At 59.4% G+C, this 25,342-nt stretch carries 22 protein-coding genes; 5 read left to right on the forward strand and 17 right to left on the reverse strand.

The window, feature by feature from the left end; translation table 11 throughout:
* Position 1: 1 nt before the first annotated feature.
* The 8 genes from ACOQPC_RS07320 to ACOQPC_RS07355 form a co-directional block, all read right to left on the reverse strand.
* Positions 2–1,297: a bifunctional folylpolyglutamate synthase/dihydrofolate synthase gene (locus tag ACOQPC_RS07320; RefSeq protein ID WP_420608093.1), complete on the reverse strand. Its 1,296-nt coding sequence runs from the start codon at positions 1,295–1,297 to the stop codon at positions 2–4.
* A 120-nt stretch (positions 1,298–1,417) separates the two neighbouring features.
* Positions 1,418–2,281 (reverse strand): acetyl-CoA carboxylase, carboxyltransferase subunit beta, encoded by an 864-nt coding sequence (gene accD / locus ACOQPC_RS07325; RefSeq protein ID WP_420607980.1) that lies wholly within the window; start codon positions 2,279–2,281, stop codon positions 1,418–1,420.
* Positions 2,278–3,060, reverse strand: a complete 783-nt coding sequence (gene trpA, locus ACOQPC_RS07330; RefSeq protein WP_420607981.1) for a tryptophan synthase subunit alpha — start codon at positions 3,058–3,060, stop codon at positions 2,278–2,280. The genes accD and trpA overlap by 4 nt, the downstream gene beginning before the upstream one ends.
* On the reverse strand, positions 3,057–3,515 hold the full coding sequence (locus tag ACOQPC_RS07335; protein WP_420607982.1) for an endonuclease domain-containing protein: 459 nt from the start codon (positions 3,513–3,515) through the stop codon (positions 3,057–3,059). The genes trpA and ACOQPC_RS07335 overlap by 4 nt, the downstream gene beginning before the upstream one ends.
* A 132-nt stretch (positions 3,516–3,647) precedes the next feature.
* Positions 3,648–4,886 (reverse strand): tryptophan synthase subunit beta, encoded by a 1,239-nt coding sequence (gene trpB / locus ACOQPC_RS07340; RefSeq protein WP_420607983.1) that lies wholly within the window; start codon positions 4,884–4,886, stop codon positions 3,648–3,650.
* An 84-nt stretch (positions 4,887–4,970) separates the two neighbouring features.
* Positions 4,971–5,624, reverse strand: a complete 654-nt coding sequence (locus ACOQPC_RS07345) for a phosphoribosylanthranilate isomerase (RefSeq protein WP_420607984.1) — start codon at positions 5,622–5,624, stop codon at positions 4,971–4,973.
* A gap of 132 nt (positions 5,625–5,756) precedes the next feature.
* Positions 5,757–6,446 carry an orotidine-5'-phosphate decarboxylase gene (gene pyrF, locus ACOQPC_RS07350; protein WP_420607985.1) on the reverse strand — a complete coding sequence of 230 codons (690 nt, stop codon included), beginning with the start codon at positions 6,444–6,446 and terminating at the stop codon, positions 5,757–5,759.
* On the reverse strand, positions 6,443–6,808 hold the full coding sequence (locus tag ACOQPC_RS07355) for a hypothetical protein (protein WP_420607986.1): 366 nt from the start codon (positions 6,806–6,808) through the stop codon (positions 6,443–6,445). Before ACOQPC_RS07355 ends, pyrF begins: the two co-directional genes overlap by 4 nt.
* Positions 6,809–6,951: 143 nt before the next feature.
* On the opposite strand from ACOQPC_RS07355, the gene ACOQPC_RS07360 reads away from it, so the two are divergent.
* A complete protein-coding gene (locus ACOQPC_RS07360; RefSeq protein ID WP_420607987.1) occupies positions 6,952–7,575 on the forward strand; it encodes a superoxide dismutase in 624 nt (207 codons plus the stop codon).
* A gap of 252 nt (positions 7,576–7,827) precedes the next feature.
* Here the strand turns inward: ACOQPC_RS07360 and ACOQPC_RS07365 are convergent, their stop codons facing one another.
* The 5 genes from ACOQPC_RS07365 to ACOQPC_RS07385 form a co-directional block, all read right to left on the reverse strand.
* Positions 7,828–10,422 carry a DEAD/DEAH box helicase gene (locus tag ACOQPC_RS07365; RefSeq protein WP_420607988.1) on the reverse strand — a complete coding sequence of 865 codons (2,595 nt, stop codon included), beginning with the start codon at positions 10,420–10,422 and terminating at the stop codon, positions 7,828–7,830.
* Positions 10,423–10,425: 3 nt separating this feature from the next.
* Entirely contained in the window at positions 10,426–12,561 is a 2,136-nt protein-coding gene (locus ACOQPC_RS07370; protein WP_420607989.1) for a site-specific DNA-methyltransferase, read from the reverse strand.
* 34 nt (positions 12,562–12,595) lie between these two features.
* Positions 12,596–14,290, reverse strand: coding sequence for a DUF262 domain-containing protein (locus ACOQPC_RS07375; RefSeq protein ID WP_420607990.1), 1,695 nt, complete (start codon positions 14,288–14,290; stop codon positions 12,596–12,598).
* Between the two features lie 18 nt (positions 14,291–14,308).
* Positions 14,309–14,584: an ImmA/IrrE family metallo-endopeptidase gene (locus ACOQPC_RS07380; protein WP_420608094.1), complete on the reverse strand. Its 276-nt coding sequence runs from the start codon at positions 14,582–14,584 to the stop codon at positions 14,309–14,311.
* Between the two features lie 294 nt (positions 14,585–14,878).
* Positions 14,879–15,229 (reverse strand): helix-turn-helix domain-containing protein, encoded by a 351-nt coding sequence (locus ACOQPC_RS07385; protein ID WP_420607991.1) that lies wholly within the window; start codon positions 15,227–15,229, stop codon positions 14,879–14,881.
* Positions 15,230–15,325: 96 nt separating this feature from the next.
* Between ACOQPC_RS07385 and ACOQPC_RS07390 the strand changes: the two genes are divergently transcribed.
* Genes ACOQPC_RS07390 through ACOQPC_RS07405 form a run of 4 tightly spaced genes read left to right on the forward strand, consistent with a single transcriptional unit; the run spans position 15,326 to position 18,445 of the window.
* Positions 15,326–15,550: a DUF2188 domain-containing protein gene (locus ACOQPC_RS07390; RefSeq protein ID WP_420607992.1), complete on the forward strand. Its 225-nt coding sequence runs from the start codon at positions 15,326–15,328 to the stop codon at positions 15,548–15,550.
* Between the two features lie 21 nt (positions 15,551–15,571).
* Positions 15,572–16,894 carry a nucleotidyltransferase gene (locus tag ACOQPC_RS07395; RefSeq protein ID WP_420607993.1) on the forward strand — a complete coding sequence of 441 codons (1,323 nt, stop codon included), beginning with the start codon at positions 15,572–15,574 and terminating at the stop codon, positions 16,892–16,894.
* Entirely contained in the window at positions 16,891–17,445 is a 555-nt protein-coding gene (locus ACOQPC_RS07400) for a hypothetical protein (protein ID WP_420607994.1), read from the forward strand. The genes ACOQPC_RS07395 and ACOQPC_RS07400 overlap by 4 nt, the downstream gene beginning before the upstream one ends.
* Positions 17,381–18,445 carry a CBASS cGAMP-activated phospholipase gene (locus tag ACOQPC_RS07405; protein ID WP_420607995.1) on the forward strand — a complete coding sequence of 355 codons (1,065 nt, stop codon included), beginning with the start codon at positions 17,381–17,383 and terminating at the stop codon, positions 18,443–18,445. The genes ACOQPC_RS07400 and ACOQPC_RS07405 overlap by 65 nt, the downstream gene beginning before the upstream one ends.
* 313 nt (positions 18,446–18,758) lie before the next feature.
* Here the strand turns inward: ACOQPC_RS07405 and ACOQPC_RS07410 are convergent, their stop codons facing one another.
* The 4 genes from ACOQPC_RS07410 to ACOQPC_RS07425 form a co-directional block, all read right to left on the reverse strand.
* A complete protein-coding gene (locus ACOQPC_RS07410) occupies positions 18,759–20,102 on the reverse strand; it encodes a hypothetical protein (RefSeq protein WP_420607996.1) in 1,344 nt (447 codons plus the stop codon).
* 32 nt (positions 20,103–20,134) lie between these two features.
* The gene (locus ACOQPC_RS07415) at positions 20,135–23,365 is read right to left on the reverse strand and encodes a hypothetical protein (protein ID WP_420607997.1); all 3,231 of its coding nucleotides are present in this window, start codon (positions 23,363–23,365) and stop codon (positions 20,135–20,137) included.
* 72 nt (positions 23,366–23,437) lie between these two features.
* Complete coding sequence (locus tag ACOQPC_RS07420) at positions 23,438–24,760, reverse strand: hypothetical protein (RefSeq protein WP_420607998.1); 1,323 nt, start codon at positions 24,758–24,760, stop codon at positions 23,438–23,440.
* A 16-nt stretch (positions 24,761–24,776) separates the two neighbouring features.
* Complete coding sequence (locus tag ACOQPC_RS07425) at positions 24,777–25,208, reverse strand: hypothetical protein (RefSeq protein ID WP_420607999.1); 432 nt, start codon at positions 25,206–25,208, stop codon at positions 24,777–24,779.
* Positions 25,209–25,342: the final 134 nt, after the last annotated feature.

Consider the following 25,342-nt stretch of genomic DNA (forward strand, 5'->3'; position numbering starts at 1 on the left):
CTTAGTCCGGGATTTGCCCGTTCTTTCGCAGCACGTCGCCCGCCAGATAGAGCGAACCTGCGATCAGCACGGTCCGAGGCGCAGCATCGGCCAGCATGCGCAGCGCCGCCGTGACATCGGGGGCGGCGCGGGCGTAGCGGAACGCCTCGGCCTCATGCGATTCGTGACCGGGCACGGGCACGGCGATGATCGATTCGGGCGTCAGATATCCGAGCAGCGCGTCCGGATTCTTGTTCGCCAGCATGCCGATGACGAGGTGCACCGGCCCGCGCGCGCGGAAGAACGCGCCCAGCGCCTCGCCCGCATTGAGGTTGTGGCCGCCGTCGAGCCAGAGTTCGGTGCCGGGGAGCAGCGCGGCCAGCGGCCCGGGCGACAGTTTCTGCAACCGCGCGGGCCAGCGCGCCTCGGCGATGCCAACCGCCATCGCCTCCTCCGTAATCGCCAGCACATCCTGATGCCGCAGCATGGCGACCGCCAGCGCCGCATTGTCGGCCTGATGCGCGCCGGGCAAGGTGGGGAGCGGCAGGTCGAGCGTGCCCCAATCATCGCGGTAGTGCAGCCGGTCCGCGCGAACGGCGGCGTCCCATCCGGCGCCGCGGGGGGCGAGCGGCGCGCCGACCCGCTGCGCCACCGACGCGATCGCTTCCGCCATCGGCACGGAATAGGCCTGCGTCACCAGCGGCGCGCCCGGCTTGGCGATGCCCGCCTTCTCCCACGCGATCCGCGTCATCGCATCGGCCGGCGCGCCGTCTTCCGGGGCGAGCAGGAACGCCTCATGATCGATGCCCAGCGCGGCGATGCCGGTGACGGCGGGCGCGGGGATGAGGTTGGTCGCATCGAGCCGCCCGCCGAGCCCGACCTCGACGATGCAGGCATCGGCGGGGGTGCGCGCGAACGCCAGGAAGGCGGCGGCGGTGCCGATCTCGAAGAAGCTCGCGCCCAGATCGCCCGTCAGATCGAGCACCTCGGCCAGCAGGTCGCCAAGCAGCGCGTCGTCGATCAGCGTGCCCGCGATGCGAATACGCTCGTTGAAGCGCACCAGATGCGGGCTGGTATAGGCGTGGACGCGCTTGCCGTCGGCCTCCAACATCGCGCGCAGAAAGGCGGCGGTGGAGCCCTTGCCGTTGGTTCCGGCGATGTGGAAGACAGGCGGCAGCCTGCGTTCGGGATGATCGAGCCGTTCCATCAGCACGCGCATTTTCGCGAGCCCGAGCCCACCTTGCGGCAGCGCGAGTGCGTTCAATCGGTCGAGCTGGATTTGCACGGCGGGATCGGAGGAGGTGGCGCCGTCCATCAGTCCCCCTCCCGCTTGCGGGAGGGGTTAGGGGTGGGAAGGACCCACATGGAGAAGTTCAGCATCGCATGCGAACCTCACAGGCCCACCCCCGGCCCCTCCCGCAAGCGGGAGGGGAGAAGGTCAAACCGCCCCGCTCTTCGCGCGTCCCGCCATCAGATACCCCATCAACGTCCCCAGCCGCTCCCGCAAGGAGTGGCGGTGGACGATCATATCGATCATGCCATGGTCGAGCAGATACTCGCTGGTCTGGAAATCGTCGGGCAATTTCTCGCGGATCGTGTTCTCGATCACGCGGCGTCCGGTGAACGCCAAGGTCGCGCCCGGTTCGGCCAGATGCAGATCGCCGAGCAGCGCATAGCTCGCCATCACGCCGCCCGAAGTCGGGTCGGTCAGCACCACGATATAGGGCAGCCCGGCATCCTTCAGCCGCTGCACGCCGACGGTCATCTTGGGCATCTGCATGAGCGACAAGATGCCCTCCTGCATCCGCGCGCCGCCGCTGGCGGTAAAAATGATGTAGGGGCACTTGTTCTCGATTGCCGCCCTGGTGCCGAGGATAAAGGCCTCGCCTACGGCAAGCCCCATCGAGCCGCCCATGAAGGCGAAATCCTGCACACCGATCACGGCCTTCCGTTGCTCGATCTCGCCGATCGCGTTCACCAGCGCGTCGCTCTCGCCGGTCGCCTGGCGCGCCTGTTTCAGCCGGTCGGTATAGCGTTTGGTGTCGCGGAATTTCAGCGGATCCTCGCGCACGATCGGGGTCGGCAGCGTCTTCCAGCTGCCGGTGTCGAACAGCGCCTTGAACCGCATGTCCGGGCGAATGCGGCCGTGATGGTCGCAGTTCGGGCAGACATGCTGGTTGTCGTCATATTCCTTGAGGAACACCATCTCGCCGCAGCCCTTGCACTTGTGCCACAGCTGCTCGCTGGTCTCGCGCTTGGCGACGAAGGGGATCGCGTTGCGAACGCGGTTGAGCCAGGTCATTTTCGTGCCTTTCTGACGGCTTCGGACAAGGAAGCGATATAGTCTCTTACCGGCCCCGGCGCATCCTTGCCATGCTCGGCGATCAGTTCGACGATGGCCGAGCCGACCACCACGCCGTCCGCCACGCGCGCCACCTCGGCGGCCTGGGCGGGCGTGCGGATGCCGAAACCGACGGCGACGGGCAAATCGGTCGCGGCCTTAAGCCGGGCCACCGCTGCGCCGATGCTGCCGCCCGACGCCTGCTGCTTGCCGGTGACACCCGCGACCGAGACATAATAGAGGAAGCCGCTCGCACCATCCAGCACGGTGGGTAGGCGCGCGGCATCGGTGGTGGGGGTGGCGAGGCGGATCGGCGCGATGCCTTTGGCGCGCAATGCCGGGCCGAGATCGGCGTCCTCTTCGGGCGCCAGATCGACGCAGATCACGCCGTCCACGCCTGCTTTGGACGCCTCATCGGCAAACCATTCCGGCCCGCGCCGCACCATCGGATTGGCGTAGCCCATCAGGATCAACGGCACGTCCGGGTGGCGCGCCCGGAAGCCGGTGGCAATCGACAGGATATCGGCGGTGGTCGTGCCCTTGCCCAGGCTGCGCAGATTGGCCGCCTGGATCGCGGGGCCATCGGCCATCGGGTCGGTGAACGGCATGCCGAGCTCGATCACGTCCGCCCCGCCCGCGACCAGCGCGTCGAGATTGGCCGCGGTGTCGCCATCCCCTGCGGTGATGAAGCAGACGAGCGCGGGGTGGGGTTTTGTGAAGGCGGCGTGGAGGCGGGTCATAGCCCCTCTCCGCTGCGACTAGGCTCGCTTCGCTCACCAAGTCTCGCTCCTCTCCCCTGAAGGGGAGAGGGTGGCGGTGTAATAGCCCTCTCCCCTTCAGGGGAGAGGGTTGGGAGAGGGGCAAGCGCTTCGCCAAGATATTGCAGCACGCCGTCCATATTGCGCATCACGTCGATGTTGCTCACCCGGATCACACGGTAGCCTTGCGTTTCCAGATAGCGGGTGCGTCCGGCGTCGTGCATCTCGCGCCCGGCATGGGTGTCACCATCGACCTCGATCACCAGCATCGGGCCGCGCGAGGCGAAGTCGACGATATAAGGGCCAATCACCTTTTGCCGACGGAATTTCGCGCCTTGAAAACGCTCGGCGCGCAGGTGCAGCCACAGCCGATATTCCGGTTCGGTGGGCTCGCGGCGCATACTCTTGGCCCGCGCGATGAGCTTCTTGTCACGCACAAGCACGCCCCTCTCCGCTGCGACTAGGCGGCAAGCCGCCAAGTCTCGCTCCTCTCCCCTGAGGGGGAGAGGGTGGCGGCGTAATAGCCCTCTCCCCTTCAGGGGAGGGGGTTGGGAGAGGGGCAGGACATATCATATCGCCACCCCCAGCGCTTCGGCCACGGTGAAAATGTCCTTGTCACCGCGCCCGCACAGGTTCGCCAAAATGATGCTATCCTCGTCCATAGCGCGCGCCGCTTCGATCACCTTGGCGATGGCGTGGGCGGGTTCCAGCGCGGGGATGATGCCTTCGGTCTTGCACAGCAGCTGGAAGGCGGCGAGCGCTTCCTCGTCGGTCGCGGACGCATAATCGACGCGGCCCGAATCCTTCAGCCAGCTATGCTCCGGGCCGATGCCGGGATAGTCGAGGCCCGCGCTGATCGAATGCGCCTCGGCGATCTGGCCGTCCGCGTCCTGCAGCAGATAGGTCTTGTTGCCGTGCAGGATGCCGGGCGCGCCGCCGGCCAGACTGGCGGCGTGTTTCTTCTCCAGGCCCTCCCCCGCCGCTTCGACGCCGAGCATCTTGACGCTGGGATCGTCGAGGAAGGGGTGGAACAGACCGATGGCGTTGCTGCCGCCGCCGATCGCCGCGACCAGCAGATCGGGCAGGCGGCCCGTACGCGCGTGCAGCTGCGCCTTGGCCTCGGTGCCGATCACGCTCTGGAAATCGCGCACCAGTTCGGGATAGGGATGCGGACCCGCCGCGGTGCCGATGATGTAGAAAGTGTCATGGACGTTGGCGACCCAGTCGCGCAGCGCCTCGTTCATCGCGTCCTTCAGCGTGCGCGCGCCGCTCTCCACGCCGATCACCTCGGCGCCGAGCAGCTTCATGCGGAACACGTTGGGCGCCTGCCGCTCCATGTCGCGCGCGCCCATGTAGATGACGCAGGGCAGGCCGAAGCGCGCGGCGACGGTGGCGGTGGCCACGCCGTGCTGGCCAGCGCCGGTCTCCGCGATGATCCGGGTCTTGCCCATGCGCAATGCGAGCAGGATCTGCCCGACGCAATTGTTGATCTTGTGCGCGCCGGTGTGGTTCAATTCGTCGCGCTTGAACCAGATCTGTGCGCCTTTCCCGGCGGGGGCACTGGCGCGGACATGGCTCGTAAGCCGCTCGGCATAGTAGAGCGGGGAGGGGCGGCCGACATAATGTTCGAGCAGATCGTCGAACTGCTCCTGGAACGCCGCATCCTCTTTCGCGGCGCGGTATTCGCGCTCCAGGTCGAGGATCAGCGGCATCAGCGTTTCGGCGACGTAACGCCCGCCATACACGCCGAAATGCCCGCGTTCGTCCGGGCCGGAGCGGAAGCTGTTAGGTGTGAGCGGTTCGTTCAACGCAATCTCCGTTCGCCCTTAGCCTGTCGAAGGGCTGTCCTGTCCTGGTCAAGCCAGCAGAAGAAAAGCAGGGCTTCGACAGGCTCAGCCCGAACGGGATGAGGTGTCGAATGCCCGCACCGCTTCGCAGAAGGCGCGGATCAAGTCCACATCCTTGACTCCGGGCGCGCGCTCGACGCCCGAGGACACATCGACCAGCGGGGCGCCGGTCGCGGCGATGGCGTTCGCGACGTTATCGGGATCGAGCCCGCCCGCAAGACCCCAGGGGAGGTGATGGTCGTGGCCGGCGAGGATCGACCGGTCGAACCCGATGCCGTTGCCGCCGGGCAGTTTCTTGGCGGGCGCATCATAGAGCATCCGGTCGGCGGCCTCATCATATCGGTAGGCATGGGCGAGCTGCCCGGCATCGCGCACGCCGAACGCCTTCCACACCTCGAACGGAGTTTGTTTGCGGATCGCGGCGAGCCATTCGGGCGTCTCACGGCCGTGGAACTGAACCACGTCGGGCATCACCGTCTGCAGGGCGGTGCCGGTGGTGAGCGCGTCGGCGCTGACCAGCAGCAGCACGACCTTGACATGATCCGGCGCGCGGCGGCGCAGCTTGGCGGCATTCTCCAGCGAGACATGCCGCGGGCTGGGTTCGTAATGGACCAGGCCCACATGCGTGGCGCCGGCATCGACCGCGGCATCGAGGGTTTCCGGCGTGGACAGCCCGCAGATTTTGACATTGGTGGTCATCGGCTACTCTGCTCATTCAAAACGTCGCTCCCGCGAAGGCGGGACCCCATCCCATCTGTCCGACGTGCTTGTGGAAATGCGGGATAGGCCCCTGCCGGCGCAGGGGCGACATATGTGGTATTCTGTTCGATCTTACAAAGTCGCCGCGATCGCTCGCGCGGCTGCCACCGGGTCCTCGGCCTTGGTGATCGGGCGGCCGACCACCAGCACGCTGGCCCCGGCATCGCGCGCGGCACGCGGCGTGACGGTGCGTTTCTGATCGCCCGCTTTTTGGTCTGGCTCGTCGCCGCCCGCGGGGCGCAGGCCCGGAACGACGAAATAGCCGTCCTTCCACATCCGATGCACCGCCTTCACCTCATGGCCCGAGCATACGATACCGTCGAGCCCTGCCTCGGCCGCCAGATCGGCGAGGCGCGTGACCTGATCGTGCGCGCAGCCGTTCAGACCGGTCGCCGCCATATCCTGTTCGTCGAGGCTGGTGAGAAGCGTCACACCGACGACCTTGGTTTCAACGCCCGCCGCCGCCTTGGCGTCCTCCATCATCGCCCGCCCGCCGCCGGCATGGACGGTCACGATAGCGGGTTCGAGCACATGGATCGCCTGCATCGCCTTGGCCACGGTATTGGGGATGTCGTGCAGCTTCAGGTCGAGAAAGACCGGCATGCCCAAATGCGCGATCTCGTGCACGCCGTGATGGCCGTTGGCGCAGAAGAATTCGAGACCGAGCTTCAACCCGCCGACTTGCCCCTTCAGCTTTTTCGCCAGTACGCAGGCATGATCGAGATAAGGCGTATCGATCGCGACATAGAGCGGGTTGGTCATACCGCCGACGGTCCCGGTCTGGCGGGTGGCGGGATGTCGTGCGACAGCGGAGCGTCGGACATTGGTTCGTTCGCGGGTTCACCGAGCGGCCGCTCGTAACGGCGTTCGCTGTCCATCGCAGCCGGGCGGCCCGTCGCCTCCAGCGTGGCGATGCGGCGACGCATGCGCCACAGCATCGTGCGATAGACGAGGTAGAGCGGCAGGAAGCCGACCAGGAATGCGCCGATCACCAGCACCGGCAACTTGGTGTCCATGCGCAAGCCCCCCCACAGGCCGATCGAGACGGGCTCCCAGTTGTTGGCCGAGAATACCACCAGCGCCACCGCCAGCGCCACCCAGAACAAGGTCTTCAGAAATTGCATTCCGCGCGCCTCCGCCGCCTGTCATCGTGCCGAGCATAGAAAAGGGCGGGGCAAAGCGCCAGTGGCTTGCGCGCCGGAACAAACGGCGCGCTGTGCCATTGACCGGAAGACAGTTCAGTCTCGATCCTAACGGAGATTTTCCCATGGCGTTCACGCTTCCCGAGCTTCCCTATTCCAAGACCGCCTTCGGCGACACGATCAGCGAGGACACATTCGATTACCATTACGGCAAGCACCACAAGGCCTATGTCGACAAGACCAATGCCGCGCTGGAGAAGACCGGTCTTTCGAGCCCGAAGCTGAGCGAAGTCATCCTTCACGCCAAGAGCCAGGGCGACAACGGCCTGTTCAACAACAGCGCGCAGGTGTGGAACCACAGCTTCTACTGGGAATGCCTGTCACCGGACGGCGGCAAGCCCTCGGGCGAGCTGAAGGACGCGCTTGACCGCGATTTCGGTTCGGTCGACGATTTCAAGAAAAAGTTCAAGGAAGAGGCCACCGGCCACTTCGCCAGCGGCTGGGCGTGGCTCGTGATGGACGGCGACAAGCTCGCTATCACCAGCTTCCACGATGCCGATACGCCCGTCGCGCATCAGGGCAAGAAGCCGGTCTTCACGCTCGATGTGTGGGAGCACGCCTATTATCTCGACTACCAGAACGCCCGCCCCGATTATATCGACGCGCTGCTTGACGATGCAATAAACTGGGACTTCGTGGCGAAGAATCTCGATGGCAAGGGCGTCGAGCGAGCCGATCAGGACGGCTGATTTTTTACGGGTTTGAAAAAGAAGGGCCGTCCGGTGGGGCGGCGCTTTTCTTTGGCGATCATGTGCTTTGGGAGCAGAGGGTCGCAGGTTCGAATCCTGTCTCCCCGACCATTCAAACCCGCGGAGAACGGCGGTTTTTGCAGTTTAGGGTTTTGCTGCGGATTGTGGTTTTTGAGGCTGTGTATACGCCGTGTACACAAAGGGTCAGATACATCCGATCGCCCGTTTATCGACCGGCACCCTTTAGAACCGCTACAGGTAGGTTTCCGAATTTTCGCTGCGATAAAGTGACTTCGCGTCACTCGTTTTCCTGATTGCCGCTCTCACACTAGGATCTTGGACGTTCAGAGCTCTATACCGCCCATCGACCTCTGACACGGCCTCGATCCGTCCATAAAGGGCACCATGCTTCTCTGCATAGTTGGCTAAGCCAATGAGCTTGGGGAGGGAGTCGGCAAGATGGTGGCCATGCGGATCGACTATATCCGCTACAATTTCACCACCGGCATTGTCGTTGAAAAACACAAAGTCGGGTCGCATGATTTTGGCTTCACCCGCCTCGTGATAAACGATTCCAAGTGAGTCCTGGCTGGCACGGGCTGGGTTGCGATACCACGCTGTCCTGCCCTCCCTTTCCATCTCGATTTCGTGAACCTTGCGTTCCCATTGGTTCAGTTCGTCCGGGAACATTCCATCGCCATCGCACATCAAGTGATCGTTGTATTTTGGCAACGGGCTTTCAGTGCCGTTTGCTTCCTTCACCGTAGTTGGCTGCAACCATGTTTTCGGGCGGGCAAGTGACACATCGAAGGGTTCGGCGCTCAGCTCGCTAATCTGGCGATAGGCTTCCTGCCGTTCGTCTGTGAGGGCTGAGATCGCTTCGCGGTGCTCTGATAGCCATTCGTTCGCCAGCGCCTCGGCAGCGCCCTCCAGACGCTCCCTGACGGCTTCTACAAGCCCCATCGCCGCAACGTCTGTATGAGCATCAATCAGCGCCTCATCGCTATCGTCGTCATCTTCATTCTGTGCTGCGAGATGTTCGCTGTAAGTTGTCGCTAGGTCAGGGCTGATAATCCGTGCTGCGCGTTTGTAGGCATCCTCGATCACCGCATAATCTGCTTCCTCGACAAATTCGTTGAAAGTGCGCTCTTCGGACGCAATGTCCGCCTCATAGGTTAGCCCTTCGACTGTCAGCACACTCTCACGCTTTGCCGAAATCTCGCTGGCTAGATCGGCTCGCGCTCTGCCGAGAACCTTGTGCATCGCTGCGTGGGCTTTTTTCCCCGCATCCGGCAGTAAGTCATCACTAGCCAGTTCATGCGCCAAGGCGGTAAGCCGTTTGACCGGACGGGCTTGCCGCTTAGGGAGAGATTGCGAAGGGAGAGACAGCAGCTTCTCCCACACGTCTTCGGAAGCGGCAGGATTGGGTAACAATTCGACAGGATGAATGAGAACGCGGCGGAGGGGCAAATCCTCGCCGATTTCACCGCCCGACATGAGGGCGGTCACAACCGCGTCGACTGAATCCTTGTCGAAATGTGGAAGCAGACAATCGACCGCGTTCAATTGTTCGTTGCCGGGTATGCGTCTGGCCAGCGGGGACCGCACCATTCTCCCCAAAAGCTGCGTAATGTGCGTTTTGTCGCTGGCTGGACGGAAGGAAACCATCACTTCGGCGCGGGGACAATCCCAGCCAGTGCTGATCGCACTCTTTGCCACAAGGATGCGTATATCGTCCCGCTCCTGAACGCGCTCAGGCTCGACATACGGGGCGCGATGGCTGCCAAATTGCTCTTCCTTGTGCTCGCCAAAGACATTGGCGACGCTACCCTCTGGCAGTTCCGGCCAATCATCGAAAACGACATCCAACCATTCGCCAATATCGTTGTGGTTAGGCGAGTTCGGCACTTGCAACACCAAAAGCGGCTGGACGGCTTCCGTCTCGCCCTGCTGCTTGGCATAATCCGCCCAGGCATTGGAAATGTCGCGCAGCTTGCCCGTTCCCCGGCGTAACAGGACGGTGGCAAAGTTGCCCGCTTCATCGGGCACGTCCAATTTAATGGTGTCCTTGATGAGGCCGCTATCCTGCACCTTTTTCGAATCCACTACGACGTTGGGAAGCGTCCCGTGGCCCTTCATCCCTTGAATGGCATCGTTGAATCGTTGGACGGTAGCTGAGATGCCCCAAACTATCGGAATGCCCGGAACGCTGCCCGTGCCATTGATAAGCTGCTTGATAATGGTGGGCTTGCCATTGGTCGATGACGCGCTTCCATCTCTCATCCCGCGATGCGCTTCGTCGAGCACGAGGTAGAGCGTGAGGTCCGGGTCTTCGATGGTGTTTTGGATCGTATCCCAAATCGTATGGGATCGCAGATCGGGCATAAGCCGTCCGCCGGAACCATCCTTCTCCAGAGGAGCATCATCGGGATCGTGGCCCCGAACCAGCAAGCTCGTTTTCGCCAGCTTCTGCGTGTTGAGAAAATAGATTTTTCCCGGCTCGAAGGTTTCGCGGCTGAACGTGTTTTCGACCGTCACCAGATCAGATACGGTGAGCTTGTCGGAGGCTTGATGCAATCGCCACTTGGATTGCTCGTTTAAAGACGGATCATCGCTGAACCAGATCACCACAGCGCCCGGATCGGCAAGATAGTCGAATTCGTCGCTCCCGAAGAACAACGCTTCAAACACAGCCGCCGCCATGACCGTTTTTCCTGCTCCGGTAGTGGCAGTGAGCGAGAAAGCGTGCTTGTCGCCATCCTCGTGCCAGCGCTTGCGGGCCTTTTTCAAGCGTTCGAGAACGTCGGCAACCGCTTCGTCCTGATAATCCTTGAGCGTGAATTTCATCGTCTAGCGGCCCATCGCGAAGCGGAAATTGGTGAGATAGGATTCATACAACCGGATCGGCTCCACCTTTGGCGGCATTTGTCGCACCACAGCCTGAAAGCGGCGTTCGTCGTCCGTCACGATATAGGCGATGCGCATGTCGGCCTTGCCTTCCATCGCAGCGGCAAAGGGCGCAGCCTTGTCGAGATCGGTCAGCAAACCGTAGGTATCGGCAACGGCCCAGCCATCCTCGGGCAGCCTACCAATTCGCTCACCTTCGCTTCCTGCTCGCATCCATAGCAGCGGAGCGATGCGCTCAAAGGCACGATTGTGGCTAACGGCAACCGGGGTTTCATAGGTGAGGGTAAAAAATTCAGCATTCTCTTCGAAGCCTTCGGCCATCGGGAATTCGTCGGTGAATTTATAATCGCCCTCAACCTCACTGCCGTCGGGGCTTTGACCCGAAATTGCCGCCTCAACGCGAGGTTTTGTAACGTAATCGCAGATGCCCCATTTCTCCCAATCAGCATCACCCGGACGAAGCGCCTTATCAACTAAGGCGGCTTGCTCAGCAGCGGCGACTTCGTTGTTGGTTATCGAGATGCTTTGTCGATGCCCGCCGTAGATTCTGTTAATCCGCATGACCGCGTGCGCGGTTGTCCCGGAGCCGCAGAAGAAATCAAGAATGATGGCGTTTTCGCTTTTCTCAACGAAGAACCTCAAAACATCTTCAACCGCGTAAAGAGACTTTGGATATGGGAAACCGCGCCCTGGGATAAGTTTAGAGATTACGTTGGTCCCTCCCGTCTCGGCATTGTGCGAAGGCAGGTTCCAAACTCGTTTTGGTGGCGGAGTGTCTTCATCAATAGCGACAACTCCAATGACCGAGCCATCACGTTTCTTCCCAGTAACTTGGATTGCGCCCTCTTCGATTTGTGAGATCGTGCCACCCGGCAGATACTGGACCGTCCCTCTTTTCTCCGCCTTTTTCCATGAATTGACACGGGCGTAGCCCTTATTCCAACGACGGCGCAAAACCTCAGGCGTAAGGCCCCATAGCATCTCTGTCCCGTCTGGCTTCAGCGGCCAAACCGCAACTGTTCCTCCGGGGACTTCGACTGATTCTCTGTCAATATCGTCATTGATTGCGTCTCCAACCGAATGGAGGTGGCCATTCGTTTCTTGAAGAAAAATGGGGTAGAACTGATTGGGCCGTGCGCCCCTTATGCTGGAAGGCTCGCGCCTTCTTAGACCAAGCCATTCCAATGCCGCCGTGTCGTTTCCGTCGCCTTTCGCTGGATCGAGCATATTTCGGAACCAAGGGGTGAGCTTCGTTCCGCCCGCAGTGACAACGAATACATGCTCTTCAACTCGTGAAAACTTTCCAGCTCGCACCGCCCCCTTGGCGCTAATTACGCTAGTAATCATCTGGATGTCTGACTCTGGGAACACCTGCTCCAGCAACAAAGCGAGGCGATGGACCTCTTTTTCATCAATAGTTGCTACCAACACTCCAGTGCGGGGGCGTAGCAATTCGCGAGCAATCTTGAGCCTGCGCTCCAGCATCGCGAGCCATTTCGAGTGCTTGTAATCATCGTCCGGATCGACATAGTCGTTATTATATTTCCAGTCTTTCGCGCGCGAATTGTATGGTGGATCGATGTAGATCACATCCACCTTGCCGCGATGGGTGAAGGTCAATGCCTCCAATGCATGGAAATTCTCGCCATTGATGACGGTATGGAACGGCTTATCGCCGCCGCGCTCGACCTTCCCTGTGCTGACAAGGCCGGGGTAAATGTAATCCTTGAACTCCGCGACTACGATCAGATCATCGACAGCCGCCTCGGTCCCTTCCGGCTTATCCGCGTAGAGAAGCGACAGACTGGCGGTCCGTTCTGCACCTTTGCCGGACAGCCCCGTCACCTTCCACAGCCGTTGGTCGCCCTTCTTCGTCGATCCGCGCTCCGGGAGTATGCGAACCTTGTCTCCCTTCCGAACGGGGCGACCGGGCAGTTCGACATTCTCCGGACGGTGGCGCTCGAAATTCAGCCCGAAAGAGCGGCGCGACGAAAGCGCCCGGAATTCCCGCTCCAGCTCTTTACCAAGCTGCGCGTCCTTGGCCTTCGCCTTTGCAATAAGATCAGTCAGGCGAGACACGAAAACTCCTTTTCGTTTTGGCTGGCAGGACGGCTCATTCCTCCTCTTCCTCCAGCTCCCAGTTCTCGATTAGCACGTCCAGCAACGCCTCCTGCCGTTTCTCAATAATCTCGGGCGTCCATCGCTTTTTCGAGAGCACTTGGCTGGTCAAGGCATAAGAGGACACGTCGCTTTTGCCCTTAAAATAAGTGTCGCACTTTCGGTCGAAATCGTAGTTCTGGGCGGCGCTGTTTTTCTTCTTGTTGAGCGGCACGAGGTTGGCCAGCCGATGCACCCATTCCTTGCGCTTGTCAGAATCGGGCCACCATTCCGCCCACTCGGACTCGTCGTTTACGGTTTGGGGAAGCACATGCTCGATGGTCAGGATTTTGGCGTCGTAGGAGGCCGCGCCGTCCCCAATGAAAGAATCTAACCGAAGCAGGAGATAGTTTCTGCGCCGGGGTGTGAATTCATAAACATTGGCATTGAGCGTATCCCGAAACAGCTCCTTTTCATCCTCATCGAGATGGAGCCAATCCATATCGTCCAGCTCTTCACCGTCCTCAATTTCCGCAATGAGATTGCCGTAAATCTCGATCCGCTCATTCACATAGACCCGGCACACATGGATATAGGCTGCGAGGCGTTCCAGCCGTTGGAAAAAGTCGGCCAGCATAGCTGGGTTGTTTCGATGCTTTTTGAGGAACAGCATCGCTGGCGGAATCCAGTCCGAATTGTCGATCCGGTTCAGCCAGGTAATGTAGAAATTGACCTTCTCGGCATGGCTGATCGCCGTGTAGGAGGCGTTGCGAATGGCATCCAACGCATCGGCATATGGCTCAAGCACGTCGTCAATGAACGGCTTGGGATCGGGATTGTTGGGAAGGACGTGCTCTCGAAATTCTTCCAACAATGATCGCTTGGCCTTCTCCCTCGCGTAGATCATCCTGAGGTAGGTGAAGAGATCGCGGAAGCCTTCGCGGGTTAGCTCGACCTCCATCTCTTCCCATTTGTCGTTATATTCCTGCCGCTCCGTTTCGCCGCTGATCTTGCCGATGATGTCGGCCTTGATGATGTCGGTCGGTTGCAGGTCCAGCCCACGGCTGTTCATCACCGAGAACACGCGGAAAGCGGACGCTTCGTTCGGCGTCGAAACAGCCACTAGATAGCAGCGGGTCAGCAGAAAGCTCGCAAAGTCGAGTAGTTCGTCCGGCTTGTCGAATGCCTTGTCGATTGCTTTCCGCAGATGGACGGCATTGCGGAGGATATTAGCACGGGCCTCGTTTTCAAGCCCGGATTCGTCAAGCTCGAATAATTCGTCCAGATTGAACTCCTGGACATATTTGCGGAAGAACGCCTTGTCCCGCTCGCGCAGGGTTAGGCGGGGCTTTGGCTCAATTTTCTCAGCTTTCTTACCCGGCTCGACAACGTAGCCTTTCAACTCGTCCTTGTTCGCTCCGTCATGGGCACAGGACAAGGCGGCGAATAGGATGGTGAGTGTTGTCAGCCGTTGCTGGCCGTCGATTACTTCGGCGAGCGGTTTGTCCTCTCCCTTGATGAGAACGATGCTGCCGAGGAAGTATCCCTCTTCATCTTCGGTGTCGTAAAACGATTTTAGATCATCGAACAGTTCAGATGCTTCATCGACCGTCCATGCGTAGGGCCGTTGATAAGAAGGAATCACATATTCGAATTCAGAACTGAAAATTTTGGAGAGAGGATATTCTGCACCGCTAATTTTCTTCGACATCTCGTTCTCCAACAACCATTATTGTGACGCCAGTGCGCGCCGCGCTCGGCGGCGAGCCCCTGTCACGTTGAGCCTCATCTGCATGAGGCTCGGGCTCACGCCAAAATTATTTGCGGCCGAGCGGAGGTCCGTTCCCAGCTTGGCGATCGATAGCGCTGCTTCTTCCGATACGAGTAGAGCAGGTCCAAGCCAATTCGCCTCTTCCTCCAATTCCGCAACGTATTCTCGAGTACCATCGGCGCCACACATTGGATGCGGCGGATGCATCAAAAGCATATGCGCGGCCTCGTGCATGAGATCGGCCCTTATCCGGGTTGGCGGAAGCCGATCGTTGTATATGATCAACTTTTCCGGCCCGAGGGATGCGGTCAGTGCGGACAGCCGTAGTTTACCCGATGTCCGCGCCAAATAGCTGACCGCCTGAGGCGCTTTTGACGCGAAAGTCGAAAGCTTAGCGATAGGCACTTCAAGGTGCTCAATGACCTTGAACGGGCACAAAGGGTGGGCCGCGGCAAGGCCGAGTTCCTTTCGAACTTCACAGGCAGTTCTGTTCGCCTCGCTTTTGAAGCCCCGCCGCAAGCCCACCAATCAAGCCTTTCGAAAATTATCGTAGGCGACCTTCAGTATAGCTGCGAGCGCTTCTGCTCCCTCTGCGTCCAGGTTCGGATCGGCTCTTAAGTAGCCCATCGCCTGCGCCACCGGCTCTGCGGACCGAGGTATTTCATGATCCAGGAAGAATCCATCAGTTCCTACACCCGCCCACCTAGCCAGCGCCCCTAAACTGTCGACATCCGGTCGCTTCCCATGAGAAAGCCGGGTGAGCGTAGAAGCGCTGACACCGGCTTCGTCCGCAACCTTTCTCCAAGTCATGTTCCGCGCTTGGCGTACCCCGTCGAGCGTGTTGATAAACTTTTCCCCATCGAACCACACGGCGGCCACTATTCGACCCTTGCAAGAATGTTCGACATGTGCAATTCCTTCCGCGTTGCAGATTCGCAACGGTGGTGCATTAGCGCAATTTGAAGAGGGTTTGCAATGGCCAGCAAGAACCAGCATGTCGTGCACCGTGATGGCCAATGGGCGGTAAAGAGTGCGGGCAGCAAACGCGCCTCGTCACGGCATGCAACGCAGAAAGACGCGACACGTGCTGCTCGTGCAATAGCTCGCAATCAGCAAACCAAACTCCTCATTCACGGCCGCGATGGGCGTATTCGCCTTCGCGATAGCTACGGACACGATCCTCATCCCCCGCGCGGATAGGATCAACCGAAAGGACGCGACATGACGATTACCGAATTGCTTGAAACTGCGAGCGCGCTTGGGCCAGTCGAGGCGGCGCTGATGGACACCGCGCGCTCACTGCAACTTACCCTGTCGATGCATGAGGAGGCCACCCGCCGCTACGAGGCCCTAGCTCGTCACGTGGATCGATCCGGCAGCCCGCTCGAGGACGATGTGGCGGAGGTCTATCCCTCCGGAAGCTTCGCGATCCACGCAGCGATCCGGTCCAAGATAAAGCGGGATCAGCATGATGTAGATGCGGTTCTCGAAATTTCTTTGCCATTGGATACCAAGCCGAGTGTCATGCTCGACAAGCTCTATAGCGCGATCGTCAATACGAACGACGAGCGCTATCGGGGGCTGAAGGTCGAGCGGAACAGCCGTTGCGTCACGGTTCACTACTCCGACGGTGTGACCGTCGACCTCATGCCAGTTGTACGGCTCCCTGGTACGCCGGAGCGAGTGGCAAACCTATTTCATGACAAACTTGAGACCGGTGAATCCTACACGAAGGAGGTCAATCCGTCGGGTTTCGCCTCGCATTTCAATCGGACAGTTCAGGTCAGCATGGAATTCGCCCGACGATTTGAGACCCGGCGTTTGCTGGTTGACGGTCAGTTACTCGCTGATGGACACGTTTTGGTCGAAAAAGCTGAGACGCAGCTGATGCCGACCCACCTACCGCTTGAGCGCAAGTCGCCGCGCGTGGTCGCGCTGCAACTGCTCAAATGCTTCCGCGACAAACGCTATCGCAAACACGGCGATCACATGGGCCGCCGCAAACCTCCTTCCGTCGTGATGGCCGCCCTAGCCCTCGATGCGCCTTTGGGCGGCTTTTCCCTCACGGATGAGGTGCTGGCAATCGCCACAACCATGCGCGATGCGATCGTGGCGGCCGACCGGCGAGGGGGGCTGATCGAGGTCCGCAACCCCGCTCATCAGGCCGATGAATTCACGGATCGTTGGCCTGAGGATCGAACCGCGCAACAACTTTGGGCGGCGGACCTGCGACACTTCGTGACCGAGCTCACGGAACTGCAGCGCCATGAATTCGAACCCGTACGTGTGAAGCGGGTTTTCGATGATTTGTTTGGCTCCGCCTTAGCCGACCACATCCTCGAGGAACATGCGAAGGCCCAAAACCACTCCATTCTTGGTGGGGCATCGCGCATGTCGAGTGATGGCAAGCTTCATTCACCAGCGATCGGTCGAGCCTGGGGACGCGCTGGTGCCAAGGGCGGGGTCGGTCTTGGTGTCGGCGCGGGACTCATCGTTCCGGCGAGAGCGAACACGAGCATGGGAGGTTGGATCCCGCCCGAATGACGCTCGACCAGCAGATTGAGGACATGGCGCAGGCGCTACCGCATTGGCAATGTTCGCGACTTGATGATCGAACGGCTAGTTGGACCGGTGTACTGCAGCCTTACGAGACCGCCTATACAGTGCGCATCGAGCACGCCGTGCCGCTTGTTATCGAATACAAGTCACTGCTCTATGTCCAACCACTTATCGAGGTCTTGAGCCCCCGATTGAAGGAGCAGCGGGACGCGGAGGAAGGGCCGCTGCCCCATGTTTATTGGCGACACCCTCGGATTGCCCGTCCTGGTCCATTTCTATGCGTCTTCGATGCTGACGCACGCGAGTGGACCTTGAGTGATCCGCTTTCGACGACAACGATCCCGTTCGCCCTAAACTGGCTGCAATCCTACGAGCTATGGCTCGTGACCAAGAAATGGCTAGGCTTGGGACGCCATGCCGGGAAGGAACGTGCAGGTGCCGAATTCTCCGGATACAAGCAATCTGGCTCCAATGCCGGCGGGCGTTCGTTCGTCGGGAACGCGTCAGGACCTGAGACCTCAACTTCCGTGGGATAATGGTCAAGAGTTTCGCATCCTATCGATCGATGGCGGCGGCATAAGGGGCATACTTCCCGCGACCATCCTCGACGAGTGTGAGCGCCGCTTCTTGAATGGAGCATCGGCTGGAACCTGTTTCGACATGATCGCGGGCACGTCGACCGGTGGCATAATCGCCTTGGGGCTTGCAGCGGGCATGAAGGCGGGCCATATCCTTACGCTATATAAGGATCATGGCGAGGAGATCTTTCCACCGTTGGTCACGACGGGGCGATCACGCGGATTTTTAGCCAGACTAAGCCGAAAGGCCGCCGATGTGCGGTCCGTCCGCTATGACCCGGCCGCTCTTCGCTCCCTACTCGAACGCAACTTCGGACGGATGGTGCTAGGGGAAGCTGACCGTCGCTTGGTCATCCCCACCTTCGATGCTCACACCAAGGTCAATATCCTCAAGACGCCGCACCATCCTGATTTTCAGAAGGATTGGCGGACCGCGATGGTCGATGTAGCGCTGGCCACTTCGGCAGCGCCAACGTACTTGCCACCGCATCGCATAGGAACCCAATTCTACGCTGATGGCGGCATCTGGGCGAACAATCCGATCATGCTGGCGCTTGTCGACGCCTTGACCTGTCACGCGATCGACCGACACTGCATCCGCATCCTGTCCCTCGGCTGCGGGTCCGGCGAATTGCGGATGACCGAGAGGCAAATTAGCGCGGGTGGTCTGTGGGATTGGCGTGACATTATTTCGGTCGCGATGGAGCTAAGTGGTCAAAACGCTGATGGGCAAGCGGGTCTCCTGATTGGTCGTGACAACCTGTGCCGCGTCGACGATCCCGATCAGGTTTATCCCATAGCGCTGGATGATGTCATAGAGGCGCAGACAGTCTTACCCGCAACCGGCCAGCGGCTCTTCGATGAGAACCTTGAGAACCTTCGAGGTTTCTTCACCTCGCCCCGACCGCCTTACCGGGCGTTTCACGGGCCCCGTGCAAATCATGCAGCCGATGACTAATTCGCTCTTGCAATATGCCCCCGTGGGCACCGTACAGTGGCCTTCGTATTGGGGGATTAACGTGCACGCTCATTGTGGTTGCGACCGTGATCATCTTGCGAAGCCATTCGTATACACATCCGTATACACGCGTTGCCGTTAAGTGGAAAAATAGCGCCGAACCGCGCATTGAGCAACTCGACCCTCTGCTCGCGCAGCAGACGGTCGATCACCGCCTTCGCGGCTAGAACAGGGCCGTTTGCAGACTGTCGGCTTCTAACAGATCGAAGCTGAAAAGCTGCCATTCGGCTCACGACTCAAATGGCAGACGTTCTCAGACTTGGCAGCTGTCACTAGTCTTCATCTCGATTTTGAACACGAGATCATATTCGGGCCGCGTCCCGCGCGACCAGTCGTCTTTCTTGAGTGAAATCGTGTGTGGAGCTCTCGCGAGTTCAAAATCTCCAAGCGCCTCGATCTTTCGCTCGACCCGCTTGGTCGGCGCTGAATTGCTCGCTTTAAGCAGGAGATAAAGCGCCGCCTGCGCAAACAGCGCGCGCGCCTCTTCATCATCATCGGGCGCATTAACGTTCAATTTCAGCTTGAGCTGTTCTGCGCAACTCGCTTGGCCCTCAATGTAATAGGCGATGTTGTTTCGAGGAAATCCCTTACCAATAGGTTTGAGGTTGGTTTCTGCGAACCATCTTCCTTCATATCCCTGATGATAACCTCGCGTTTCGAGCTCGAAGACCTGCATGAAGTCTTTTGCTGACCACGGCGACCAACCATCTTTCAGGTCGACTTCAGGCGGCAACTTCTCGCGCTTCAGAACCGCTTCAACATCTTTGAAGAGTTTACGTATCTCCTCTTTCGTTTCGGGGCGCTCGCACTGCATGACCCTTTGCCAGCGTTCGAGGTAGTCGAGATTGGTGCGACACCTGATGGCAGCCTGCCGCTTAGAGTACTTTAGGAGATTCTTATCAATCCAGAGCGACAGGCTGGCGAAGATCCTCTCATAGGCCATGTAGACACCAAGGCCGAACAGAAACGGGAGAAACAGCAGCGAGAGAAGGATCGGGATTATGAAGGCGCGAAGTGTATCGAGCCCATTGATATCCTCATATCCCGTCCATGTCTGCCAAAGGCTGAGGGCGAGATAAGACAGGCCTACGATCGTGAGGATCGCACCGAGCAGTTTTTCGACTGCCGCGTGTTCCTCCTTCATTTTCGCCATCTCGTGCATCAGCGTGATGAAGGTCAGGACCGGAAGCGCGACCAACTCGACTAAAAGCGAGAAACTATGCAGCTCGATAATGAAGATGAGCACTGCCGTGACGTTTATGACGTCTCGAATGATCTTGCCCATGTGCCGTTTGTCTGACGCCAGCTTATGCGCCTCGAACATTGCTACCAGCGCGAATGTGATTGCCCAGGTGAGGATCGAGTAGATGAAATCGGTCGTCCAGATGCCGCGCCAATGCAGCAACCAAATTGTGCCCATGATGTAGAGCGCCGCTATGGCGACCACCCTGAGAATGACCGGTTGACAGAAGGCTTTGACAACGCTGCCTAGCGATTGCCGAATCTTCGGCATCGCCAGCATCCAGATCAGGAAAAGCCCGATCCAGATGAGTGTAGCAATCTCGCGATTGGTCAATTGCTTGAGAAGCTCGACCATCTCAATGATATTGGGCGCCTAGCCGTCGGCGCCTATCGCTCCTGCGCTTGCTTCGCTGCCATCAGCTCGATGTGCTGGTCGGTGAGGTCCGCCGCTTCGTAGACATTTAGTGCGCGCTTCAGGACTGGAAGATTGGTGAGAAAACGGGGCTCATCCATGCCATTGTTCCAGATAGCGGGAATGAGATAGTAGGCGCCGAACTGACGATACATCGCCAGGAACGTATCTAGATTACGGTCGCTCGTGGCCTCCGTTACGAGCGACCGCGCAGTGAATCCGACAATTCGGCCGGATTCCATCTCTGCGCGGTCAGGGTTCGCGCTAATCTGGATCGAGTAGTGATAGCGATCGATGTTTGGTATTCGCCGGATGATTGAGAGGCGGATGAGGTCATTTTCGTCATAGGGTCCAATGCGCTCGCGCCACCGTTCAAATATCTTGGTTGCAGCTGCTTCGTCCTCAAACAGCAGCGCGTAGAACGGCGGATATCCTTCCTCGTTTCCAAGGAACCCTGCGCCGCACCAGTTTGCCGCGTCCCAAAGATGGAGATCGATGATGGTGCGGATACCATAATCTCGGTGGCTCTCGCCGCGCGGTTCACGCTCGCGAAGCTCGTCGCGCGATTTTCCAGATTGCTTTGCCACCAGGCCTTCGATGTCGATGCGTTCGATCTTGGGCCGTGTTCGCGGAGGGTATGGCCGACATTCCGTCTCGACGAGATCGGACGCGCGCGTGAGGTGTCGGGAGAATATGCGATGATAACTGTTTGGCGAGGTGGTCGCGATTGTCATCCGGTCGATCGCCCGTTCCTCGCGCGTTAAGGCCGTTAGGACGTTCTCGGTGTCAGGAACGATGCAGGTCGCATCCAGAAGCTGCGCGGCGACGCTCGGCCAGAGATCGCGAATGACCGCTTGTTCGCTAAACCCCGTCGGCGGCAACGATGTGGGCCATTGAAGCGAGCCCACCATACGGTCGCGATCGATCGAGAACGTGGGCTGTTCGCACGTATCGTCTTCCGACACTTCGATCGTGAAATGTTCGGTGTGCGGCATGATCCGATGCTCGATCGCGGTCGCGAGGAAGGCTTCGAGACTGCTCAACAACATCTCGGCAACCAGAATGCCGTTGTCACTTCCAGGCGTACGGACATCGACCGTCATACCCAATATGCGTGTGGTGAAGCGCTGGGTCTTGCTCGTCTCATTGAGGATCGGGCAATTCTCAGGCCTTTGTGATCCGATCGGCTGGCTGAGCATCACCGAGAACATTTGCGCCACGTTTTCGGGCGTCTCGGCTTCGGGAATGCTGCCATCATCGCGAAGGACGTCCTCATAGCCGAGCGCGTACAGCAGCGCCGTACGCACAAGGAAAATCTCGTTCTGCTCAAGGACATCCGGCCAATCGGCGAGGCAGGCCAATTCGTCATCCGACAGGTTCAGTATCTGACTTCCGGCGCTGATTTCGAACTCTTCGATCTGCTTGCCAAACTGCGCGCGCGCTTCGTCGCTATAAGGAAGCCCCGCGACCACCCCTCTGAGTAGCGGCAGCGCGACAGCGATGTCTGGATAATGGCGAAGGTCGAGGGACAGGCTGATCCAGATCTTTAGCAGAACGCCAAAACGGAGCGGAAGTCGGTCGCCTTCTTCGACCTCGATCAACATGGTGGAGATAGCGAAGATGCAGGTCGCTCGTGCTGCCCAGGACAGTCCCGCACTACGATACGCGATCGCCAGATGGGAGAGTGCATCTTCGAGACTGTGGCTGTGTTCCTTCTTGGTGAGATGCAGGACGGCCTTCGAGAGCAGCCTGATCATCTCGAAATGCCTGGTCAGCTCAAGCTTCTTCGCGCGGCGCAGCAGGAGTAAGGCCCCTTGCGACTCACCTTCACGCTCCGCCACGAAATCCGCGAGTTTGTCGATCAATTCGGCGTAAGCGGGATCGTCACCGGCCACCGCCTCTGCGGCCTCTATCAGATTTGCGACACGCTCCGCATCGAACTCGCCGAGCCCTTTGGCTCGATCAACAATGTCGACGTAACCGCGCCAAATGGCGGTCAGCGCATCGGCATCCCCGCTCATTGCCGCCCAGTTCATCTCGATGTGTAGCAGTGCTGCGTCGGCCTCGAGCTGGTTGTTCGGTCGCTCGCCGTCTTCGCTCATAGGCGTCAGCAGCTCGGCGATCCTAGCGATGCGCTTGTCGAGCTGAACGGCTTCCCGGCCCGCGTGTCCGTGGAGCACCGCGGTGAACAGAAGTTGGCCCAGGTTGACGAGAAATCCGAGCGTTCGCGCGTGCAAGGCTTCGCTGGCGAGCGCTTCGATTGCATCAAACTCATCCTCGAGAAAGGCGAAATCGTCGTACCACCAGACCGCCGTCCAGATGCGCTCGTATCGAGCTTCTACCCTCTGATGGAGGTTGCCATGCTTGTCCGCGAGACGGATCGCGCGATCGAACCGCCCGTCAGTCTCGACCTTGGGCTTTTCCATTCCACGCGACAGCTTTGCCGCGACGAGGGCGTCAAGAACATGATCGCGGCCGATCCCCGGCCCGGAAGCCGCACGAGCTAGGTCTCTTTCGATTTCTTCAAGTTGCTGCAGGCGGGAATAGTCGGTCGGGCCAAGCTTGCTCTCGTCGGTGATTTCCTTGCCGACCCCGAGATAGTTGTAGGCAAGGTCCTTGCGCCCATGGTCGAGAACCTGGTCGATGACCCAGGTGCGGTCGTGGATCGTGATCGGAACGCCGGTGCTTTGTAAAAGCTCGTCTTCGAGCGCCGCGCGCTCCTTCGATTTGATATACTGGCTCGTCAAGCAAATGATGCGGTCATAGCTGCGACCGGTCTTTATGAGCCCGTCGACATCCTCGCGAATCTTTCGCTTCCATTCCCCCTTCGCGCTGAATGCAAAGCCCCAGCGTTCGCGGCCCGAATTGGCTTCGCCCTCGAAGAAGATATCGCTAAGTTCGTCGGCGACGGGAAAGCTCTCGCCGTCAGCCTTGCTGTCGCCTCCGCCATCTGGCCCGGTTTGCGCTCTAAGGTTGGGACAGATCGCGCGTTCACAGAGTTTTCGGCAAAAAATCTCGAAATCGTGAGTCTGGTTACGCCGGGTCAGCGTCTCAAGGTGATGATCGAAGACCGCTCTGTCGAGCTCATAGTCCGTCCGACCAGCGGTGTCGGAATAGATTTCCGGACGCCTTTCCCGCAGGAACTGGGACGGCAGGATGTCGTGAGAATCATCGTCGGAATCGGTCGGGGCAGAAGCGCTCGCCATGGGAACAGGATTAGAACAAATTCGCGCGTACGTCCATGCTACCAGCAACCGGATCGGGGCATTACCCTGACATCAAGACGAACCCGGATACTCCTCGACGTCCAACAACTGCTCCTGCATCTTGCCTTCGACGAAATAGCCAAGGTCGCGGCGAATATCCTCGGCTTTTTGAGCCTCCTCTGCTGTCCAATCAACGGTGTCGAGATAAACCAGATCTTCCGACGATCCATCGCCGCCGGGGGCATCGAGGCCGATGCCGACAATGTAGCGTGCATGCGGGCGAGCAGCCTTTGCAGCGTAGCAACGAAGAACCAGTTCCTGCGACCTCTGCGTTCGGTACTCCTCATATTGGTCGCGGCGCGCGCCAGGCCCCATCAACAACACATAGAGGACATTCGGATCCTGTGATGGAAGAATAGACCCAATGCAGCCGCCGCGCGCGCGCTCGGCGCGATCCTCGATCGCCTGTGAGAGGAGGCGTCTGTAGAACCGGCTTTCACTGGCCATGACCCGAACGAGGCACTCGTGGTCTGACATCGTCGTTTCGTTGCCAAACTGGAGTTCCTCGGCGAGGTAGAGCCGGGTCACTCGATCGACCAGCCGGTCCCACAGTCGATGGCGGCGGTTGAGTTCTCGGCCCTCACGAAACGGTTGTTGCGCTTCCACTTGCCGCCATAGGTTCGGCTGGAGCACGAAATCTTGCTGGGTGTCGGGGAACGTGCGGCCATGATGGAGATAATAGGCAAGCAGATCTGCTTCCGTCGGGGCTCCCTTGAATTTGCCCCCAGCGACGAGATCGGCTTTTGCGTTGAGATATTCCACGAAGTCGCTGATGGTATCGAGTTCTCGCATAACCAAAGCGAGTGAAACATCATCGAAGACGTGGAGGAAGCCGTTTGCTTCGGGCACGGTTCCGATACGGAGCGGCGCCTCGTCGCCTGTGGCGGTAAAATCCAATCCAAGCATTGGCTGACCGGTTACACGACGGCAATGTCCCGCTGCACCTGTCGCGACGCAAATACGGTGAATTTTGAGAGTGTCAGGAGGCGGCAGGTCGATTGGCAACGGTTCTGTTGCCTTGGCGTCGAGAAATATGCGGGTCGGCTGACTTCGAAGCCAACGTTCGGCCTGTTGCACCTGATGGGCAGATTTTGCGATGGCGCGCGAATACCAACGCTTCCAGTCCAGGTCGGGATTATTCGTTTCCGGATAGGCGCAGCTCTTGTCCGAAAAGAGGAGGACGTCGCTGCGAAAGACGACCATGAGGTCGATCATTTCCTTCGCGGCCTTCTTGAACAAGTTTGGGTATGTCCACAGCGCAAAGAACGATTGCTCGCATAACGAGGCAAGAAGTGCTTCGGACTCTGTCAGCCCTTCGGATTTTGTGAAGGGCATTCGCCGTAACCCTTGTTTAATCGCGCGTGAGACGCCCGAAGGCCATCGCTTCCATCAGCACGGCGTGCGCCTCTTTGACTAGCGTAAGATCGCGATCCCACTGCCCCTCTGGTCCGCCAGTGAATTTTTCTCCGTGAAGAAAGCTGTTCCGCACGCGACATACGCCTTGGACTATCAACTCGTGCACGCTGGTGAGCGGCGAGGTTTTCTCTGGTGACCAAGTCATGTCTGCCATTAATCGACGCGGTGGATCGCCAATAAATGTCTTGGCGATCTCCTTTTCGACTATACGCGCGAAAAAATCCGCGCCGAGATCGCCAGCGAATGAGTCCCAGTCCGCCTCGGCGACGTCCTTGTTCTTTCGACGATAGTCGGAGCGCTTGAGCGCATATTCCGTCCGCCCGAAATCAAGTGCGAACGCTTTGGCGGTTTCGTAGGGGTTTTCCATTGCGCCGCATATTTGGTGCTGGCTCCCCACTTCTCGCAAGCCTAAAGGCAACAATTGCGATTTTAGCGGCTTGCGCTTCCCCGAAAGAGCCCAAAGAAGACATATGCCGGCGGGGTCACCAGCAGTTTGTCGGC

The organism is Novosphingopyxis sp. (assembly GCF_965218915.1).
GTDB lineage: Bacteria > Pseudomonadota > Alphaproteobacteria > Sphingomonadales > Sphingomonadaceae > Novosphingopyxis.

Excerpts from the sequence above, each read along its gene's own strand:
- ACOQPC_RS07415 (WP_420607997.1), bottom strand. The coding sequence starts at position 23,365 with ATGGCGAGCGCTTCTGCCCCGACCGATTCCGACGATGATTCTCACGAC.
- ACOQPC_RS07425 (WP_420607999.1), bottom strand. The coding sequence starts at position 25,208 with ATGGAAAACCCCTACGAAACCGCCAAAGCGTTCGCACTTGATTTCGGG.
- ACOQPC_RS07395 (WP_420607993.1), top strand. The coding sequence starts at position 15,572 with ATGACGATTACCGAATTGCTTGAAACTGCGAGCGCGCTTGGGCCAGTC.
- accD (WP_420607980.1), bottom strand. The coding sequence starts at position 2,281 with ATGACCTGGCTCAACCGCGTTCGCAACGCGATCCCCTTCGTCGCCAAG.
- ACOQPC_RS07405 (WP_420607995.1), top strand. The coding sequence starts at position 17,381 with ATGCCGGCGGGCGTTCGTTCGTCGGGAACGCGTCAGGACCTGAGACCT.
- ACOQPC_RS07420 (WP_420607998.1), bottom strand. The coding sequence starts at position 24,760 with ATGCCCTTCACAAAATCCGAAGGGCTGACAGAGTCCGAAGCACTTCTT.
- pyrF (WP_420607985.1), bottom strand. The coding sequence starts at position 6,446 with ATGACCAACCCGCTCTATGTCGCGATCGATACGCCTTATCTCGATCAT.
- ACOQPC_RS07400 (WP_420607994.1), top strand. The coding sequence starts at position 16,891 with ATGACGCTCGACCAGCAGATTGAGGACATGGCGCAGGCGCTACCGCAT.
- ACOQPC_RS07390 (WP_420607992.1), top strand. The coding sequence starts at position 15,326 with ATGGCCAGCAAGAACCAGCATGTCGTGCACCGTGATGGCCAATGGGCG.
- ACOQPC_RS07345 (WP_420607984.1), bottom strand. The coding sequence starts at position 5,624 with ATGACCACCAATGTCAAAATCTGCGGGCTGTCCACGCCGGAAACCCTC.
- trpA (WP_420607981.1), bottom strand. The coding sequence starts at position 3,060 with ATGACCCGCCTCCACGCCGCCTTCACAAAACCCCACCCCGCGCTCGTC.
- ACOQPC_RS07410 (WP_420607996.1), bottom strand. The coding sequence starts at position 20,102 with ATGGTCGAGCTTCTCAAGCAATTGACCAATCGCGAGATTGCTACACTC.
- ACOQPC_RS07375 (WP_420607990.1), bottom strand. The coding sequence starts at position 14,290 with ATGTCGAAGAAAATTAGCGGTGCAGAATATCCTCTCTCCAAAATTTTC.
- ACOQPC_RS07365 (WP_420607988.1), bottom strand. The coding sequence starts at position 10,422 with ATGAAATTCACGCTCAAGGATTATCAGGACGAAGCGGTTGCCGACGTT.
- ACOQPC_RS07360 (WP_420607987.1), top strand. The coding sequence starts at position 6,952 with ATGGCGTTCACGCTTCCCGAGCTTCCCTATTCCAAGACCGCCTTCGGC.
- ACOQPC_RS07355 (WP_420607986.1), bottom strand. The coding sequence starts at position 6,808 with ATGCAATTTCTGAAGACCTTGTTCTGGGTGGCGCTGGCGGTGGCGCTG.
- ACOQPC_RS07380 (WP_420608094.1), bottom strand. The coding sequence starts at position 14,584 with ATGCACGAGGCCGCGCATATGCTTTTGATGCATCCGCCGCATCCAATG.